Genomic DNA, 18,740 nt, shown 5'->3' with positions numbered 1-18,740 from the left:
GTTGAAGTTTCGCGCCCGCCGCCGGATCGTCGCCGGGGCGCTGGCCCTCGTCGGCATCGCCGGCATCGCCCTCGCCCGACCCGCCCTCGCCGCCGCCGCCCCCAAGCAGCGCATCGACCTGCGCGTCCTGGTCCTCGACGACGCCAGCACCGGCATCGACATGCTCCGCGCCCAGCTCGACCGCGAGGGCGTCCCCTACACGACGGTCGCGCTCGGCGCCGCGGGCCGCCCGCAGATCACCGCCGCCTTCCTCGCCGACACGGTGAGCGGCACCCGCCGCGCGAAGTTCCAGGGTGTCGTCGTCCCGAACGAGAGCGCGGTCAGCGGCGCCGAAGCGACCGCGCTGGCCGACTTCGAGCGCGAATTCAAGATCCGCCAGATCGACGCGTACACCTGGGCCAACCCGGCGGTGGGTCAGGACCTGGTCTGGAGCGGAACCCTCGACGGCGCCGCGCTGACCGTGACGGACGCGGGCAAGGCGGCCGGGTTCGGCTACCTCAAGGGCACGGTCCGCATCGATGATCGCGATGCCAGCGTCATTGAATCCTACGGATACCTCGGCCGGAAGGCGCAGAACGCGACCTTCACCCCGCTGGTGACCGGCACCAAGAGCGGCGCCACCGGCTCGCTGCTCGGCGTCTACGAGCACGACGGGCGGGAGGAACTGGTCGTCACCCTCGCCGCCAACCGGTACCAGACCCACGCCATGGAGCTCGGCCACGGCCTCGTCACCTGGCTCACGAAAGGCGTGCACCTCGGCATCACGCGCAACTACTTCAGCGTGCACGTCGACGACGTCTTCCTGCCCGACGACCGCTGGGACACCGTGCACAACTGCACCGTCGGCGACGACTGCAACCCCCAGCGGGACCCGGCCGTCCTGCCGTACAACAGCACCATCCGCATGACGCCGGACGACGTCCGGGCGGCCGTCGCGTGGCAGCGGGCCAGCGGCGTGAAGCTCGACATGGCGTTCAACGGCGGCGGCAGCGTCGAGGCCGGCGCGGGTGACCCGTTGACCAAGGCATACCTCGCCGACAAGGGCCAGTTCCGCTGGATCAACCACACCTACGAGCACCCGTACCTCGGCTGCGTGCAGGACTTCAGCGTCACCCCGTGGCGCTGCACCGGCCAGTGGATGTCGCAGACCGACATCACCGCCCAGATCAAGAACAACGCCGACTGGGCCCGGGGCAAGGGGATCGCGATCGACGCGACCGAGCTGGTCACCGGCGAGCACTCGGGCCTGAGGACGTTGCCGCAGATGCCGGCCGACAACCCGAACCTCGCGCCGGCGCTGAACGCGACCGGGATCCGGTACATCGCCTCGGACGCCTCGCGCGAGCAGGCGCCCCGGGCGGTCGGCAACGCCACCACCGTGCCGCGGTTCCCGATGAACATCTACTACAACGTCGCCACCGTCGCCGAAGAGGTCGACGAGTACAACTGGATCTACACCAGCCGCGCCGACGGCGGCAGCGGGATCTGCGAGGACAACCCGGCGACGTCCACGTGCATCGACCCGCTCGGCGCCGCCGGCTTCCAGCAGCACATCGTGCCGACGGAGGCGCGCATCGCCTACGACCACGTCGTCTCCGGCAACCCGGCGCCGCACTACGCGCACCAGTCGAACCTGGCCGAGGACCGGATCCTCTACCCGGTGCTCGACGCGATCCTGGCCCGCTACCGCGCCACCTACACCGCGGCGACCCCGGTCGTGAACCCGAAGTTCGCCGAGAGCGCGCAGCAGAACCAGCGGGTGGCCGCCTGGCGCACGGCGGTGCAGAACGGCACCGTCGAGGCGTACACACTGGACGGCCGGGTGACGATCGTCAACAAGGGCGCGGCGGTCGAGGTGCCGCTCACCATGCCGAACGGCACCAAGCTGGTGACCCTCTCCCTGCTGGGCCTGGAGATCGGTGGCGGTGCCTTCGGCGACGCCTACGGCGGCGAGCGCTCGGCCTGGCGGTCCGTGCCGCGCAACGGTCAGCAGCTGCTGCGCCTGCCGAGCTGAGGCACCGGCCGTGCGTGTCGTCCTCGTCAACGAAGGCACCTACCCGTACGTCACCGGCGGGGTCAGCACCTGGTGCGACCAGCTGGTGCGCGGACTGTCCGATGTGGAGTGGGACCTCGTGGCCATCGTCGGCACCGAGCCCGACCGGCCCGCGATGGAACTGCCCGGCAACGTCCGGTCGCTCACCGCCGTGCCGGTCTGGGGCCCGGCCCGCCCGGCGCGCGGCCGGCCGGACCGGGCCGCCGCGCGCCTGTGCCGGGGCATGCTCGGCGACACCGCGGCCGACCTGGTCGTCTTCGGCGAGGGGCTGCGCGAACTGGCGGCGATCGCCACGGAACGGCGGTTCCTGCGCGCGGCCGGCCGGCACCCGCTGGCGGGCGCGCCGCTGGGCGACATCCTCCTGGACGCCTGGGCGCGGGCCCGCTTCGAGGGCCTGGCCCTGCCACGGTTGACGCTTCGGGACGCGGACGATGCAGCGGTACTGCTGGAGCACGCGCTCCGTCCGCTCGCCGCGGCCCTGCCGTCCGACGCCGACCTGGTCCACGCCAACGCCAACGGACTCTCGTCGATGGTCGCCCTGGCCGCCAAGTGGCGCCTGGGTGTGCCCTTCATGATGACGGAGCACGGGGTGTACCTCCGCGAGCGCTACCTCTCGGCCGGCACCCAGTCGGCGGGGGTCAAGACCGCGCTGCTGCGGTTCCATCGCGCGCTGGCCCGGCTCGCGTACTGGGAGGCCGACCTCATCACCCCGGTGAGCGGCTTCAACTCCCGCTGGGCCGTCCGCCACGGCGCCGACCCGGCGAAGATCCACGTGATCGGCAACGGCGTCGACCCGGCCCGCTTCGCGCCCCTCACCGCGGAGCCGCCGGCGCCCGTGATCTCGTGGGTCGGGCGGATCGACCCGCTGAAGGACCTGGAGACGCTGATCCGCGCGCTGGCCCTGGTCCGGGCATCGGTGCCGGACGCGCGGCTGCACCTGGCCGGACCGGTGCCGGCGGGCAACGAGGAGTACGCGGCAACCTGCCGGAGCCTCGCCGCCGACCTGGGTGTGGCGGACGCGGTCACCTGGGCCGGCCCCTGCACGTCGAGCCGCGACGCGTTCGCGGCCGGCCGGGTGGCGGCGCTGTCGAGCATCTCGGAGGGCATGCCGTACACCGTCCTGGAGGCCATGATGTGCGGCCGCCCGACGGTGAGCACGGACGTGGGCGGGGTGGCCGAGGCGGTCGGCGACGCCGGCGCGGTGGTGCCGCCCCGCGACCCGCGGGCCTTCGCGGAGGCGTGCGTGTCGCTGCTGACCTCGCCCGGCCTGCGCGCGGAGACGGGCCGGCGCGGTCGCGAGCGGGCGCTGGCCGAGCACACCCTGGACCGCTGCCTGTCGGCGTACCGCGACCGCTACAGGGCCCTCACCAGCGACTCCCCGGCTCCGGTCCTGGTCCCCGCATGAGCGCTGACTCACTAGTCGTCGTCCCGATGCAGCGGAAGCCCCCGCTGAGCGGGGAGCCGCTGCGCTTCGTCGGGCGGGTCGGCACGGACCCCGTCTCCGCGCTCGCCGACCGGATGCGCGACGACTGCGTCGGGGCCGTGGACGTCGACGAGATCGCCGCCATCCTCGAGGCCAACGGGATCAACGACCGCGTCGCCGACCGCGAGTACGGCGTGCCGTCGGTGTTCGCGCTGGCCAGCCGGGTCATCGCCCGGACGTACGACAACGCGGAGACGCTCACCTACCCGGCCGTCCCGGCCGACGGGCCCCGGGTGCGAACGGTCGTCGTCGACACGCTCGTGCGGGCGTTCATCTACCTCACCCCGCTCGCCATCGGCCTCGGCGCCTCGGCGCAGGTCGACGGCGTGGCCGGCCTCGCCACGACCGGCACCCTGCTGCTCGGCTGGGGCGGCGGGCAGGCGCTGTCCTACCTCGGCTACCGCGCCCTCTCCGAGCACGGCACCACGGCCGCCGCCCGGCTGCTCGGCGCCGGCTTCGCCGGCCTGGCCGCCCTCTGGTCGGTGGCGCTGATCGGCACGGGCGGGCGGGCGTACCTCGTCGCCGCCGTCCAGCTCGCCCTGTTCGCGGTCGCGTCCGTCGCGCTGGTCACCAACCGGGAGCGGCCGGTGCTCGCGGCGGCCGCGCCGTGCTGGCTGGCCGCCGCCGGGATCGCCGCGGGGTGGGGGCGGCCGGCGGTCGTGGCCCTGCTCGTGAGCGTGGCCACCGTGCTCGCCGTCGCCTACCTGCCGGTCGTGCACCGCGACCCGACGCGGCGAGGGCGGCGGCGCTGGCGGTCGTGGCGGTACGACGCCGGGTACGCGCTGCTCTACGGCCTGGTCGGCACCGGGCAGGCCGCCCTGCTGCGCACGGTGGCCCTCGACGGCGTCGCGCCCCACCGGCTGCCGGTCGAGGCGGTGCCGCTGCTGCTCGGGGTACCGCTGATCGAGCTCACCCTGGTGTGGCACCAGCGCCGGATCGCGCACGCGCGCGCGTCGCTCGCCGACCGGTTCGCGTTCGACCGGCGGCTGAGCGGCATCAGCGCCGGCACCGTCGCCGTGCTGAGCCTGCCCGTCGTCGCCGGCGCGCTGGTGGCCGGCGCCGTGTGGCTCGGCGCGCACCCGCCCGGCGGCCAGGCCGTCGCGGCGGCCGTGCTGCTCACCGGCGTGTACGCGCTGTGCCTCGTGCTCGCCGCGCACGGCCGGGCGGGCACCGCGGCCGTCGTCGTGTGGTGGCCGACCCTGCTGGTGACCGGCGTCGGGCACTGGGCGCCGGCCCTGGTGGAGGTGGCGCCCGCCTTCGCCGAAACCCTCGCCGTCGCGACCCTGCTCGGGGCCGCCCTGCCCGGCCTCGTCGTCGCGGCACTCGTCCTGCGTGATCCGGAGAGTTACCGATGATGCTCCTGCCGATGTACGTCCACCCGCTCGTCGACCCCGACGCGTGGGACGCCCTGTGCCGCACCGCCGAGCGCCCGACGGCGATCGTCAACGTCCACGACGGCCCCGGCGCCGGCCGCGACGAGGTGTACGCGGTGGCGACCGCGCGCCTGCAGCGGTTCGGCGTGCGGATGCTCGGGTACGTCGACCTCGGCTACGGCAACCGGGCCAACGGCGAGGTCTGGTGCGACATCGTCGGCTGGGCGCAGTACCCGGTCGGCGGGATCTTCTTCGACCAGGTGCCGTCGGACGCGGCCGGGCTGCGGTACGTCACCCAGGTCGTGCGCGCCGTCCGCGGCTCGGTGGTGCTCAACCCCGGCACCCGCCCGCTGCCCGGGTACGCGGCGCTGGCCGACGTCGTGTGTACCTTCGAGGGACCATGGGAGTCCTACGTGGACGCTTCCGTCGCGGCCGAGTCCGGCTATGGGCTGCCGGACGGGCGCGACTGGCCCAACGCGGCGCACCTCGTCTACGGCGTGCCGGCCGAGCGGCTCGGCACGGCGACCGCGCTGCTGCTCTCGCGCGCCTCGCACGGGCTGGTGACCGACCTGAAGGCGCCCCTGCCGTACCACGGGCTGCCGTCGTCGCTGCGGGAGCGGGCGGCCGCGAGATGACCGACCGCGGCCTGCGGACCGTCCTCTGTGTCCTGATGCTGGCCGTCGTCGGCTACGCGGCGGCGTGCACCGCCGACGGCGGCCGGAAGGTCCCCGACCCGTCGCGCCAGCCGCCGCGGACGGCCGGCGTGGGACCGTCGGCGGCGGATGGCCTCGGATCGGCTCCGGCCTCGGCCTCAGCGACCGCAAGCCCACCGGCGGCGAGCGGATGGTGGCGGCCCACCGTCGGGATGACCTGGCAGTGGCAGCTCACCGGCACCCTCGACAAGAACGTCGAGGCCGAGGTGTACGACGTCGACGGCGAGAACACCTCGACGGCCGACGTGGCGGCGCTGCGCGCGAAGGGCCGGCGGGTCATCTGCTACGTCAACGTCGGCGCGCACGAGGACTTCCGGGCCGACGCGAAGAACTTCCCCGAGTCGGTGCAGGGCAAGGGCCTCGACGGCTGGCCCGGGGAGAAGTGGCTCGACGTGCGGCGCTGGGACGTGCTGGAGCCGCTGCTGGCGGCGCGCTTCACGACCTGCAGGGACAAGGGGTTCGACGCGGTCGAGCCGGACAACGTCGACGCCTACAGCAACGACAGCGGCTTCCCGCTCAGCGCCGCCGACCAGCTCACGTTCAACCGCCGCGTCGCCGACCTGGCCCACCGCCACGGCCTGGCCGTCGGGCTGAAGAACGACGTGGAGCAGGCCCGCGAGCTGGCGCCGCTGTTCGACTTCGCGGTCAACGAGGAGTGCGCGCGGTACGACGAGTGCGACGCGCTCAAGGTCTTCACCGACGCCGGCAAGCCGGTGTTCCACGTCGAGTACGACGGCTCGACCGCGTCCTTCTGCCCGAAGGCGAAGTCACTGCGCTTCTCGTCGATGAAGAAGAACCTCGACCTGGACGCCTGGCGCGCCCCCTGCTGACCCACTCCCGTCGATCTTGCACTTGTGGTGCCCGGACGCGCCGCGAATGCCCGGGTTTGTCAGGCACCACAACTGCAAGATCGACGCAGAAAGGTCAGCTCAGGCCGCCGCGCTTGGCGATCGACTCCATCACCTGCTGGACCGCGTCGCGGCCGACCGACGGTGCCGGGCGGGTCGCGCTCGACGCCCGCAGCCCGTCGAGCAGGAAGCTCAGCTGCCGCCGCCAGGCCGCCGGCACCAGCCGGCCGGTGCGCTCGGCCAGCCCCGCGTTGGCCATGAGCATCAGCACCACGTCCTCGTGCTGCAGGTCGGCCCGCAGGTGGCCGCTCGCCTTCGCCCGGTCGACGAGCTCGGCCAGGCCGGTCAGGGCCAGGCTGCGCAGCCGCTCCAGCTCCGGCACCCCGGAGAGGGTGGCCGTGAGCAGGTCGGCGAAGGCCCGGTCCTCCGCCTGTAATCGGCACAGGAACGTGACGTGCCCGGCGAAGGCGTGCCACGGGTCGGCGACCTGCAGCGCCCGCTCGGTGGCGGCCACCAGCTCCCGCAGCGCGTCGCGGAACACCGCCGCGACCAGCTCGCCGCGCGTGGGAAAACGCCGGTAGAGCGTCGCGTTGCCCACCCCGGCGCGCCGGGCGATCTCGTCGAGCGGCGCGTCCAGCCCGCGCTCGGCGAAGACGACCCGCGCCGTGTCCAGCAGCTGACGCCGGTTGCGCTCGGCATCGGCTCGCAACCCAACCCCCATGGCAACCAGCATAGGCATCGAAGAAGGGGCGGCTTTCGATTGTCCAAACCGAACTTTCGAGCAGTCATCGAAAAGTATGGACAGTCTAAGTCGAAACCCCTAGTGTGTCCTCCACGGCATTCAGAGTGCGTCATCAATGTATCCGTTCGGCGCGGTTACGGGGCGTGAATGCTGAACGGCTCCGGCGCGGCGGCGCGCGCCCTGCCTGGCATCTGTAGTCAGGAAGGGACATCCGTGAACCAAAAGCCCTCGAGGTGGCGGTCGTCAGCCGTCGCCGTCCTGCTCGTCTCCGCCGGGATCGGCGTCCTCGCCGGCCCCGCGACCCCCGCGGCGGCGGCCATCAGCGCCGCCGACTTCCAGCAGGTCACCCTGGCCAAGGGCGAACCCGAGGTGGGCGAGCCGCTCGCCATCGCGGTGCTGCCCGACCGCTCGGTCCTGCACACCGCCCGCAACGGCACGCTCCGGCGCACCGACGCGGGCGGCACGACGACCGTCATCGCCAACATCCCCGTGTACACCCACGACGAGGAGGGTCTGCAGGGCGTCGCCGCGGACCCGAACTTCGCCACCAACCGGTACATCTACCTCTACTACGCGCCCCCGCTGAGCACTCCCGCGGGCGACGCGCCGGCCACCGGTACCGCCACCGACTGGGCCACCTGGACCGGGGTCAACCGCCTGTCCCGGTTCACGCTCAACGCCGACTTCACGGTCAACATGGCCAGCCAGGTCACCGTCCTGGACGTGCCGGCCAACCGCGGCATCTGCTGCCACGTCGGCGGCGACATCGACTTCGACGCGGCCGGCAACCTCTACCTGTCGACCGGCGACGACTCCAACCCGTTCGACTCGGCCGGCTACGCGCCGATCGACGAGCGGACCAACCGCAACCCGGCCTACGACGCGCAGCGCACCTCCGCCAACACGAACGACCTGCGCGGCAAGATCCTGCGGATCAAGGTCAACGCCAACGGCACGTACTCGATCCCGGCCGGGAACATGTTCGCGCCCGGGACGGCGAACACCCGGCCCGAGATCTACGCGATGGGCTTCCGCAACCCGTACCGCATGAGCGTCGACAAGGCGACCGGCGTGGTCTACGTCGGCGACTACGGTCCGGACGCCGGCAGCACGAGCGCCACCCGCGGCCCGTCGGGCCAGGTCGAGTTCAACCGGATCACCGCGCCGGGCAACTTCGGCTGGCCGTACTGCACCGGCACGAACACGGCGAACGAGACCTACAACGAGTGGGACTTCGCCACCAACACGGGCGGCGCGAAGTACAACTGCGCCGGTGGCCCGACGAACAACTCGTTCCGCAACACGGGCCTGACCACGCTGCCCGCGGCCAAGCCGGCCTGGATCCGCTACGGCGGCGACGCCGGCAGCCCGCCGGAGTTCGGCGGCGGCTCGGAGTCGCCGATGGCCGGCCCGGTCTACCACTACGACGCCGCCAACCCGTCGGCGACGAAGTTCCCGCAGGCGCTGGACAACATGTTCTTCGCGGGTGAGTTCGGCCGCGGCTGGATCAAGCCGATCAAGCTCAACGCCGACGGCTCGCCGGGCGCGATCGACACGTTCCCGTGGAACGGCAAGCAGGTCATGGACATGGCGTTCGGCCCCGACGGCTCGCTCTACGTCCTCGACTACGGCACCGGCTACTTCAACGGCGACGTCAACTCGGCGCTCTACCGCTACGACTACGTGGCCGGCGGCAACCGGGCTCCGACGGCCGTGGCGAGCGCCAACCGCACCTCGGGCGCCGCCCCGCTCGCCGTGACGTTCTCGTCGGCCGGCTCGTCCGACCCCGAGGGCGGCGCGCTCACGTACTTGTGGGCGTTCGGCGACGGCACCACGTCGACCGCGGCGAACCCGACGAAGACGTACTCGACGAACGGCAACTACACGGCCACCCTGACCGTCCGCGACCCGCAGGGCGCGACCGGCTCGGCCAGCGTGCTCATCAGCGTCGGCAACACCGCCCCGACGATCACCATCCACGGGCCGTCGTCCGGCCAGCTGGTGTCCTTCGGCGACGCCGTGCCGTGGAGCGTCACGGTCACCGACCCGGAGGACGGCGCGATCGACTGCACGAAGGTCACCATGACCTACGTGCTCGGCCACGACCAGCACGCCCACCAGATCACGTCCCAGACGGGCTGCTCGGGCACGATCACCCTGCCGGTCGACGGTGAGCACGACGACGCGGCGAACATCTTCCCGATCTTCGACGCGCAGTACACCGACAAGGGCGGGCTGACCACGCACGCCCAGAACATCCTGCAGCCCCGGCACCGCCAGGCCGAGCACTACAAGACCTCGTCCGGCGTCAGCCAGATCACCAAGACCGGCGCCGAGGGCGGCAAGACGGTCGGCGACATCCACAACGGCGACTGGATCCAGTTCGACCCGTACAAGCTGAACAACGCGACCTCGTTCAGCGCGCGGGTCTCGTCCGGCGGCGCGGGCGGCACGCTGCAGTTGCGCACCGGCTCGCCGACCGGCACCGTCATCGGCTCGGCGACGGTCCCGGTGACCGGCTCGTGGGAGACGTTCACCACCGTCACCGGCACGATCAGCAACGCGCCGGCCGGCACGACCTCGCTGTACCTCACCTTCTCCGGCAGCTCGACGGCCGCGCTGTTCGACGTGGACGCGTGGACCTTCACCACCGGGCCGGGTGGCACCGGCGTCGGGCCGGTTCGCGGTTTGGCGAACAAGTGCCTGGACGTGCGCGGCGCGGCGACGGCCGACGGGACGCAGATCCAGCTGTACACCTGCAACGGCACCGGCGCGCAGGTCTGGACCCGCAACGGCCAGACGTTCCGGGCCCTGGGCAAGTGCCTCGACATCTCCGGCGGCGGCACCGCCGACGGCACGAAGGTCCAGCTGTGGACCTGCAACGGGACGGGCGCGCAGAACTGGGTGCCCAACGCCGACGGCACGCTGCGCAACCCGCAGTCGGGCAAGTGCCTGGACGTCTCCGGCAACAACTCCGCGGACAGCACGGTCGTGCACCTGTGGACGTGCGTCGCCGGGGCCGCCAACCAGAAGTGGACCATGCCGTAACCCTGTGCGTGGGCGCCCGTGCCGCCACGCGGGCGCCCACCCTGGTTCACTCGTGAAGGGAGTGACCATGCGCAAGCCACTGGCGATTGCCGGCGTCATCGCCGCCCTCGCCGCCTGCACGCTGTCCACCGCGTCGCCGGCCGCGGCCGCCGACGCGCCCTACGACGTGCTCGTGTTCTCCAAGACCGCCGGGTTCCGGCACGACTCGATCCCCGCCGGCATCCAGGCGATCCGTGACCTGGGCGCGGCGAACAGCTTCACGGTCACCGCCACCGAGGACGCCAACGCGTTCACGACCGGCAACCTCGCGCAGTACGAGGCGGTCGTGTTCCTCAGCACCACCGGTGACGTGCTCAACGACGCGCAGCAGACCGCGTTCGAGTCCTACGTCCGGGGCGGGGGCGGCTACGTGGGCGTCCACGCCGCCGCCGACACCGAGTACGCCTGGCCCTTCTACGGCCAGCTCGTCGGCGCCTGGTTCGCCTCCCACCCGGCGATCCAGCAGGTGACGTCGCGCACCGAGAACCGGGCCCACCCGGCGACGGCGCACCTGCCGCAGAGCTGGACCCGCACCGACGAGCTGTACAACTACCAGACCAACCCACGCTCGTCGGCCCGCGTGCTCGCCACGCTCGACGAGTCGACCTACTCCGGCGGCTCGATGGGCGCCGACCACCCGATCACCTGGTGCAAGACCATCGACAGTGGACGGTCGTTCTACACCGGGTTCGGGCACACCCAGGAGTCGTACGCCGACGGCAACTTCCGCGGCCAGCTGCTCGGCGGCATCCGGTACGCCGCCAATCGGGCCAAGGCCGACTGCCGGCCGGAGTCGGGGTACACCACCCTCTACAACGGCTCGACCAGCGGATGGTCCCAGGCCGGGCCGGGCAGCTTCACCAACTCGGACGCCACGCTGACGTCCGTCGGGGGCATGGGGCTGCTCTGGTACTCCGCGAAGCAGTTCACGTCGTACTCGCTCAAGGCCGACTGGCGGATGACCGGCGACAGCAACTCCGGCATCTTCGTCGGGTTCCCGAACCCGGGCACCGACCCGTGGGTCGCGGTGAACCAGGGGTACGAGATCCAGATCGACGCCACCGACGCCGCCGACCGCACCACGGGCGCGATCTACACGTTCAAGTCGGCCGACATCGCCGCGCGGGACGCCGCCCTCAACCCGCCGGGCGAGTGGAACACCTACGAGCTGCTCGTCGAGGGCCAGCGGGTCCGGGTGTACCTCAACGGCACGCTGATCAACGACTTCACCAACACCGACCCGAACCGGAACCTCGACGGCTACATCGGGATCCAGAACCACGGCACCGGCGACACGGTCGCCTTCCGCAACATCCGGATCAAGGAGGGCACCTCCACCGGCGGCGACGTGACCGTGCAGGCCGAGTCCTACAGCTCGGTCAACGGCGCGCAGCCGTTCAGCAAGCCCGGCGCCAACAACGGCCAGACCCTCGGCTACATCGAGCCGGGCGACTGGGCCGGCTACAACGGCGTCAACGTCGGCGGGGCGACCTCGTTCCGGGCCCGGGTCGTGTCCGGCGGCCCCGGCGGGCAGATCCAGGTGCGCACCGGCTCGGCGACGGGCCCGATCCTGGGCACGGTCGCGGTGCCGAACACCGGCGGCTGGGAGACGTTCGCCAACGTCTCGACCACGCTGACCGGCGTGCCGAGCGGGACGGCCAACGTGTTCCTGACGTTCACCGGCACCGGCACCGGGCTGTTCGACGTCGACGACTTCACGTTCGTCAAGACCCCCTCGTCGGGCGTCGGGCCGATCCGGGGCCTGGCCGGGAAGTGTCTCGACGTGCGCGGCGGGGCCACGGCGGACGGGACGCAGATCCAGCTGTACACCTGCAACGGCAGCGCGGCGCAGACCTGGACCCGCAACGGCCAGACGCTGCGGGCCCTGGGCAAGTGCCTCGACGTCTCCGGCGGCGGTTCGGCCGACGGGACGAAGATCCAGCTGTGGACCTGCAACGGGACCGGCGCGCAGAACTGGGCTCCGCAGTCCGACGGGACCCTGCGGAACTCGCAGTCGGGCAAGTGCCTGGACGTCTCGGGCAACAACTCGGCCGACAGCACGGTGGTGCACCTGTGGACGTGCATCGCCGGGGCGGCGAACCAGAAGTGGACGCTGCCCTGACCTTCAAGCGATGACCGCCATCCGGCCGCCGCGCCCGGCTCACCCGGTCACCTTGTGAGGATCTCGTTGGGTTCCGGCGAGATCCCAGCTCAGAGGCACTTTGACGCACCCCGGCGTGCTTAGGCTGCCGGGGTGCGTCGCGTTGCTCTGGTCGTCCTGCTGCTCAGCCTCGCCGGATGCGGATCGCCCTCGTCGGCGCAATCCATACCCCCATCCGTGCCGATCATCGCCCAGCCGGCCCCCGGTGATGCTCCGACCTCGTCGCCTCCTTCGCCGAAGCCGCCGGTCAAGTCGGGCGGCTTCGAGGGAGGCGGCAAGCCGGCCGCGCCCGGCAGCGACGGCGTCCCGGCGAGCGGCAACGGCACCTTCGCGGTCGCCTCCGGCGGCACGGACGTCGTCGGGTCCGGCTCGAAGCTCATCCGGTATCGGGTGGAGGTGGAGAACGGCATCCCGTGGGGGACCAACCCCGTGTGGAGCGCATCGAAGACCGCCGCCGAGGTCGACCGGGTGATCGCCGCCCCGCGCGGCTGGACGTTCTCGGCCCAGCACCCGGTCACCTACGGCCCGAACAAGATCAGCGGCGCGAGCTGGCGGTTCCAGCGGGTGAGCGGCGACGGCTTCGACGTGCGGCTGCGGCTGGCCACTCCGAAGACCGTCGACAAGCTCTGCCGCGCGGTCGGCATCGACACCGAGGGCGTCTACTCCTGCCGCTACGGCGACACGATCCTGCTCAACCTGCGCCGCTGGCTCAAGGGCATCCCCGGGCAGCCGGCGTCGACCGACTTCCACGCCAACACGGTCAACCACGAGATGGGCCACTTCCTGGGCTTCGACCACATGAAGTGCCCCGGCCGCGGCCCGGCCCCGATCATGCAGACGCAAACGATCGAGCTGAACGGCTGCACGCTCAACAACTGGCCGTTCACGGCCGACGGCACGTTCGTGCAGGGCCCGTTCGCTAGCTCTTGAGCCGGCGCAGGAGGTCGACGACGTCCGCCTCGTACTCCCGCCACTCCCGGTCGGGCTTGAACCCCAGCTCGGCGTTGACCTGCAGCAGCGGCTCGTTCTCCAGCGCGTTCCAGGTCTGCACGTCGAGCAGGCCCGGCTCGGCCGCGCGCAGCTCGAACAGCATCCGGGCCTTGATCGCCCGGCTGATGCCGTAGCCGCGGTGGCTCGGCACCTCGATCGTGTCGTACTGGTCGGCGCGGGTCGGGCGCTGCGCCGGCACGACCACCTCGGTCAGGCCGGCGATCTCGTCGGTCGCCTCGTGGACGGCGAGCACGATGTACGGCTTGAGGCCGCGCGCGTGCAGCGTGGCCAGGCTCGCCCGCAGCCGCTCCGCGTCGTACGAGCTCGGGCGCAGCTCCAGGTCCTCGACCACGGCCGCGCGGGCCGCCTCCTTGGCCGCCGCGTAGGCCGCGTAGTGCGACTCCGGCGGGCCGCCCGGGTGATACTCGACCCGGTAGCCGGCGCCGATGCCGGCGGCCATCTCGCCCAGCCGCAGCCAGTCCACGCCGCCCAGGTCGAGCCGGTTGCGCATCTCGATGAACGCGCACTCGAACCCGTGCTCCTCGAAGAACTTCACGGCCGGGGTGCCGCCGATGACCTCGACGCCGACCGACTCGAAGCCCTCCTCGGCCGCCCGCCGGGCCACCGCCGCGAGCAGCGCCGTGCCGACCCGGCCGCGGCGCGCCGCGGGCACCACCGACAGCTCCAGGACGCCGATCTCCTCCAGGGCGAGCAGGCTCGCGTGGCCCAGGATCTCGCCGTCGTCGCCCTCCGCCAGCCAGGACGTGCGCCGCTCACCCGGCATGGTGACGGCGAGGTACTCCCGGAAGCGGGTGATGCGCCAGGGTGGATCCTCGGGCACGTCGACCGCGACGATCTCGTTCAGCGCACGGAGCACCGTTTCGATCTCGGCCTCCGGCGCCGCCGCCGGGTCCCACTCGCGCACCCTCACGCCATAAGCTTGCCCACCTTTGTGGCTGAGCGGAAGTACCAGAGCGCAGAGCGTGGCATTGATCTACCCCGTGCGGTCCCGGCGGCCGTAGTCGTTCGCGGCGTTGAAGACGGCGGCGCGGTACTCCTCGGGAACGTTGTAGGCGTGGATCGCGGCGTTCCAGCCCTCCAGCGTGGACAGGTCGCGGCCGTCCGCGCAGAGGTAGGCGGCGGCTGTGAGGGAGGCGTCGTCGATGTCGTTGATGTCGATCACGCCGTCGTTGTCCGCGTCGATGCCGTACTGCTTCCAGGTGGACGGCAGGAACTGCATCGGGCCCACGGCCCGGTCCCAGGTCTTGTCGGTGTCGATCAGGCCCTGGTCGGTGTCCCGGATGGCCTGGCGGCCGCTCTGCCCGTCGAGCGGCGGGCCGATGATCGTCGGCACCGACTTGCCGTCCTCCTGCAGCAGCGCCCCGTTGAAGCGGCCGTGGTTGGACTCGACCTTGGCGATGCCGGCGAGGGTGGTCCAGGTGAGCTTGCACTTCGGGGTGGTCCGCGCGGTGATCAGCTCGGCGTAGCCGTAGGCCTGCATCGCCACCGGCGGGATGTCGAGCTTCACCGCCCGTGGCGCCGCCCAGACCGCGAGCACGTCGGCCGGGCGCTCCTTGGTGCCGGGCGGCGGGCTGTACGACGGGGTCTCGGTCGGCACCTGTGGCACCGGCGCGTTGCCGGTCTCCGGGCCGGCCGCGCTGCCGCCGTTGGTGCCCGCGGGGATCGCGGTCTTCGAGGCGCCGGCGTCGGGCTTGGCCGTGGCGGGCACGATGAACCGCCCGCCGACGAACGCCAGCGCGAGCATCGCCAGGATCACCGCGCCGACGACCATCGTCCGGCCGCCGGGCCGCCCGGCCCAGGTCCGCACCGCATCGCGCCGCTCGGCGAGCCGGCCCTGCTTCGACTCCAGCACGTCACCGGGCGACTCCGGCGCTGCGTGCCGGGGCACGTGCGGCTGGGCGGGAATCTTCAGGTCGGGCCCGCGCTCGGGCGCCGGTGGGCGGATCGCCGTCACGGAGAGTGTGTCCATGGTGGACGGTTGACCGGCCGTCTCGGCGGGTTCGTCGCGCGGGTCGGGTGTCCGGTCGTCGTCGCGTGCCACGTGGTCGAGTATTGCGAATTCCCGCTCGCGTGTCACCGTCGCATAACCTGTGGAGATGCCTCGTTACGAGTACCGCTGCCGGGCCTGTGGGGAGACCTTCGAGGTCCAGCGTCCGATGCGTGAAGCGAACGTGAAGACTGCCTGTCCGGCAGGTCACGACGACACCGTGAAGTTGCTGTCGACGGTCGCTCTGGGTGGCGGCGCCGGTGCGGCGGCCCAACCGAGGCCCGCCGGCGGGGGCGGATGCTGCGGTGGGGCATGCGGTTGCTGAAACATTGTTACAAGTCGGTTTCGCATTTCCGGCCGTGAGGTTTTGATGTTGTGGCCGGTCGTGCCACAACCGCCTCCGGCGCGTTGTCGTTACGTCACGCGAAACCCACTCAAGCTTTTCCCTCCAGCCGTGCTGACCAGCACATACACCCGCCGAAGGGCGGGTGCGGATCGACCTTGAGGGTCGATGGTGGGGGCCGTTTCTACGATGCGCGTGTCCCCCGGGGTGGGGAAATATGGGGCACGCCTGAAAAGGGGAGGCGGAGGTTTCACGTGTCGGGGCGGACGCACCTGCCCAGCGGGCTGGTGACATTCCTCTTCACCGACATCGAGGGCTCGACGCGACTGGCCCAGATGCTCGGTGCGGGATATCGCGCGGTGCTCCACGAGCACCGGCAGGTGATTCGCCGCGCGCTGTCCCGGGCGGACGGTGCCGAGCTGTTCACCGAGGGTGACTCTCTGTTCGTCGCGTTCGAGGACGCGGCCGCCGCCCTCACCGCCTGCATCGAGGCGCAGCGGGCCCTCGCCGCCCACGACTGGCCGTCGCCCGAGGCGCGGCCCAAGGTCCGGATGGGCCTGCACACCGGCTTCGCCGAGCCCTACGGCGGCGAGTACACGTCGCCCGAGGTGCACCGCGCGGCCCGGGTCGCCGCCGCCGCGCACGGCGGCCAGGTCCTGTGCTCGGCCGCCACCGCCGCCCTGGTCGGCCCGCTCCCCGACGATGCCTTCCTGCTCGACCTCGGCCTGCACCGGCTGCGCGGGTTCGACGGCTGCGAGCGGATCTTCCAGCTCGCCGCGCCCGGCCTCGACCGGCAGTTCCCGCGCCCGCGCACGATCGACGCGCCCGCCCACAACCTGCCGACGCAGACCACCCGGTTCATCGGCCGCGCCGCCGAGCGGGCCGCCGTCCGCGACCTGATCAACCAGCACCGGCTGGTCACCGTCGTCGGCGCGGGCGGCGCCGGCAAGACCCGGCTGGCCGTCGAGGCCGCCGGCGAGCTCGTCGAGCAGTTCCGCGACGGCGTGTGGTTCGTCGACCTGAGCATGGTCCCCACCGGCGACCTCGTGGACGTCAACGTCGCCGCCGCGCTGGGCCTGCGCCCCGAGCCCGGCCGCCCGGTCATCCAGACGATCGTCGACCACGCCCGCGGCCGTCGCTTCCTGATCTTCCTCGACACCTCCGACGCGCAGCTGCCCGCCGCCCGCCGGCTGGTCGCGCGGCTGCTCGCCGCCGGCCCCGAGGTCACCGTCCTGGCCACCAGCCGGGAGCCGCTCGGCCTGGCCGGCGAGGTCGTCTGGCGCATCCCGCCCCTGTCGGTCGAGGCGAACAGCGGCGGCGGCTTCAGCGACGCCGTGGCCCTGCTGGTCGACCGGGCCGCCGCGGCCCGGGGCGGCCGCGCCGCCGAGCCGGGCGACATCGCCCAGCTCACCCGGGTCGCCGAGGCGCTCGAGGGCCTGCCGCTCGCGCTCGAGCTGGCCGCGGCCCGCCTGCGGCTGCTCTCGGCCGCCCAGCTCGCGGAGCGCATCGACGACGTCCTGGGCACGCTCGACGCCGGCCTGTCCCCGGCCGACTCCGACGCCTCCGACCGGCACCGCACGATGCAGGCGGCGGTCTCCTGGTCGTATCGCACGCTCGACGCCCGCGCCGCCCAGCTCCTGCGCTGGCTGTCCGTCTTCGCCAGCCCGGTCGACCTGCCGGCCATCGAGTGGCTGCACGACGGCGACCCGCTCGACCCGCTGGCCACCCTGGTCGACAAGTCGCTGCTGCAGGCCGAGGCCGGCGCGGCCGGCGCGACCTACCGCATGCTCGACCCGATCCGCGCCTACGCGGCCCGCATGCTGCTCGAGTCCGGCGAGGAGGAGTCGGCCCGCGAGCGGCACGTCGCCTGGTGCCTGCAGGCCGCCCACGACGCGTACCTCGATGACGACGGGCGTCCGGTCACGCTCTCGCTGTACACCCTGGACCCCCTGGCCGACGAGCTGCGCGCGGCCCTGCACTGGACCGCGACCAGGGGCAGCGCCCGCCAGGGACTGACCCTCGCCGGCGCGCTCGACCAGTGGTGGCGCGAGCGCGGCCTGGTGCGCGAGGGCCGGATGTGGTTGTTCCGCCTGTACGAGCGGATCAGCGCGACGGGCGAGCCGGTGCCCGACGCCGAGCTGGCCGCGGCGTACCACATGCACTCCCTCCACGCCGGCGCCGACGGCGAGACGGTCGAGGAGCTCCGGTTCTCGCAGCGCGCCGAGGCGGCCGCCAAGCGGGCCGGCGACCCGGGCCTCATCGCCCGCGTGCTGGCCGGCCGCGGCGCCCCGCTGCTGGAGATGGGCCGCATCGACGAGGCCGAGCGCACCTGCCGCGAGGTCATCGCCTGGGCCGAGGAGCAGGGCGTCGAGGGCGAGGCCCTGTTCGCCGTCTACGCCCTGGCCCAGCTCCTGTGGCGCCGCGGCGACCTGGACGCGGCCGCCACGCTGCTGGCCGGCGCCCGCCCGCTGGAGAACGGCCGCCCCCTGGAGCGCGGCCGCCGCGCGGTCGACATGATGCTGGGCATGGTCGCCCTCTCCCGCGGCGACCTGGTGGCCGCCCACGACCACCTCATCGTGGCGCTACGGTCGCGGATGACGTTCGGCTTCCACCGCCGGGTCTGCGAGACCCTGAACGCCATCGCGGTCCGCTGCGCGCTCGGCGCAGACCTGGAGACGGCGGCCCGCCTCTTCGGCGCGGCCCAGGCCGCACGGGTCCGCCTGCGCTGCTCGTCGGGCGGCTTCGGCGCATACTGGACGGAGCAGCAGGCCAGCCTCCGCGCCACGATGGGCGATGCCGACTTCGACGCGGCCTACGCCGCTGGCGGCGCGCTGAGCCTGGAGGAGGCGGTGGCCGCGGCCCTGACCATCGAGCACCCCGACCTGGTGGCCGGCTCGATCCGCTTCTCCGCGGTGGAGTAGCCCGCTTCGCGCCAAGTG

Annotated in this window: 13 protein-coding genes; 10 read left to right on the top strand and 3 right to left on the bottom strand. The window is 72.6% G+C overall.

All coding sequences use genetic code 11. The annotated features are described in order from the left end of the window. The first annotated feature begins 1 nt into the window (after position 1). The 5 genes from IEZ31_RS33985 to IEZ31_RS33965 are packed head-to-tail and all read left to right on the top strand — an operon-like array spanning position 2 to position 6,452. Positions 2-2,014, top strand: coding sequence for a hypothetical protein (locus IEZ31_RS33985; protein ID WP_229836081.1), 2,013 nt, complete (start codon positions 2-4; stop codon positions 2,012-2,014). Between the two features lie 10 nt (positions 2,015-2,024). Then, positions 2,025-3,458: a GT4 family glycosyltransferase PelF gene (gene pelF / locus IEZ31_RS33980; RefSeq protein WP_229836080.1), complete on the top strand. Its 1,434-nt coding sequence runs from the start codon at positions 2,025-2,027 to the stop codon at positions 3,456-3,458. Then, positions 3,455-4,891 carry a hypothetical protein gene (locus tag IEZ31_RS33975; protein WP_190254146.1) on the top strand — a complete coding sequence of 479 codons (1,437 nt, stop codon included), beginning with the start codon at positions 3,455-3,457 and terminating at the stop codon, positions 4,889-4,891. The genes pelF and IEZ31_RS33975 overlap by 4 nt, the downstream gene beginning before the upstream one ends. Continuing rightward, positions 4,888-5,544 carry a spherulation-specific family 4 protein gene (locus IEZ31_RS33970; protein WP_190254145.1) on the top strand — a complete coding sequence of 219 codons (657 nt, stop codon included), beginning with the start codon at positions 4,888-4,890 and terminating at the stop codon, positions 5,542-5,544. Before IEZ31_RS33975 ends, IEZ31_RS33970 begins: the two co-directional genes overlap by 4 nt. Further along, positions 5,541-6,452: an endo alpha-1,4 polygalactosaminidase gene (locus IEZ31_RS33965; protein ID WP_229836079.1), complete on the top strand. Its 912-nt coding sequence runs from the start codon at positions 5,541-5,543 to the stop codon at positions 6,450-6,452. Before IEZ31_RS33970 ends, IEZ31_RS33965 begins: the two co-directional genes overlap by 4 nt. A gap of 94 nt (positions 6,453-6,546) precedes the next feature. Here the strand turns inward: IEZ31_RS33965 and IEZ31_RS33960 are convergent, their stop codons facing one another. Next, a complete protein-coding gene (locus IEZ31_RS33960) occupies positions 6,547-7,191 on the bottom strand; it encodes a TetR/AcrR family transcriptional regulator (protein ID WP_190254144.1) in 645 nt (214 codons plus the stop codon). Between the two features lie 234 nt (positions 7,192-7,425). Here IEZ31_RS33960 and IEZ31_RS33955 point away from each other — a divergent pair, with 234 nt between their 5' ends. From IEZ31_RS33955 to IEZ31_RS33945, 3 genes are all read left to right on the top strand, one after another. After that, a complete protein-coding gene (locus IEZ31_RS33955; protein ID WP_229836078.1) occupies positions 7,426-10,260 on the top strand; it encodes a PQQ-dependent sugar dehydrogenase in 2,835 nt (944 codons plus the stop codon). A gap of 67 nt (positions 10,261-10,327) precedes the next feature. Continuing rightward, the gene (locus tag IEZ31_RS33950; RefSeq protein ID WP_190254142.1) at positions 10,328-12,421 is read left to right on the top strand and encodes a ThuA domain-containing protein; all 2,094 of its coding nucleotides are present in this window, start codon (positions 10,328-10,330) and stop codon (positions 12,419-12,421) included. Between the two features lie 132 nt (positions 12,422-12,553). Then, positions 12,554-13,390, top strand: a complete 837-nt coding sequence (locus IEZ31_RS33945; protein WP_190254141.1) for a DUF3152 domain-containing protein — start codon at positions 12,554-12,556, stop codon at positions 13,388-13,390. On the opposite strand, the gene IEZ31_RS33940 is transcribed toward IEZ31_RS33945, so the two are convergent. Both IEZ31_RS33940 and IEZ31_RS33935 read right to left on the bottom strand, forming a co-directional pair. Then, positions 13,380-14,381: a GNAT family N-acetyltransferase gene (locus IEZ31_RS33940; RefSeq protein WP_190254140.1), complete on the bottom strand. Its 1,002-nt coding sequence runs from the start codon at positions 14,379-14,381 to the stop codon at positions 13,380-13,382. The genes IEZ31_RS33945 and IEZ31_RS33940 overlap by 11 nt on opposite strands. Positions 14,382-14,444: 63 nt before the next feature. Then, complete coding sequence (locus IEZ31_RS33935; RefSeq protein ID WP_190254139.1) at positions 14,445-15,512, bottom strand: lytic transglycosylase domain-containing protein; 1,068 nt, start codon at positions 15,510-15,512, stop codon at positions 14,445-14,447. A gap of 55 nt (positions 15,513-15,567) precedes the next feature. Between IEZ31_RS33935 and IEZ31_RS33930 the strand changes: the two genes are divergently transcribed. Both IEZ31_RS33930 and IEZ31_RS33925 read left to right on the top strand, forming a co-directional pair. Continuing rightward, positions 15,568-15,783: an FmdB family zinc ribbon protein gene (locus IEZ31_RS33930; protein WP_190254138.1), complete on the top strand. Its 216-nt coding sequence runs from the start codon at positions 15,568-15,570 to the stop codon at positions 15,781-15,783. 272 nt (positions 15,784-16,055) lie between these two features. After that, on the top strand, positions 16,056-18,722 hold the full coding sequence (locus IEZ31_RS33925) for an ATP-binding protein (protein WP_190254137.1): 2,667 nt from the start codon (positions 16,056-16,058) through the stop codon (positions 18,720-18,722). The last annotated feature ends 18 nt before the right edge of the window (positions 18,723-18,740 follow it).

Source organism: Dactylosporangium sucinum (assembly GCF_014647515.1).
In the GTDB taxonomy this organism is placed as follows: Bacteria; Actinomycetota; Actinomycetes; order Mycobacteriales; family Micromonosporaceae; genus Dactylosporangium; species Dactylosporangium sucinum.
This window is presented reverse-complemented; position numbering and strand designations above follow the sequence as displayed.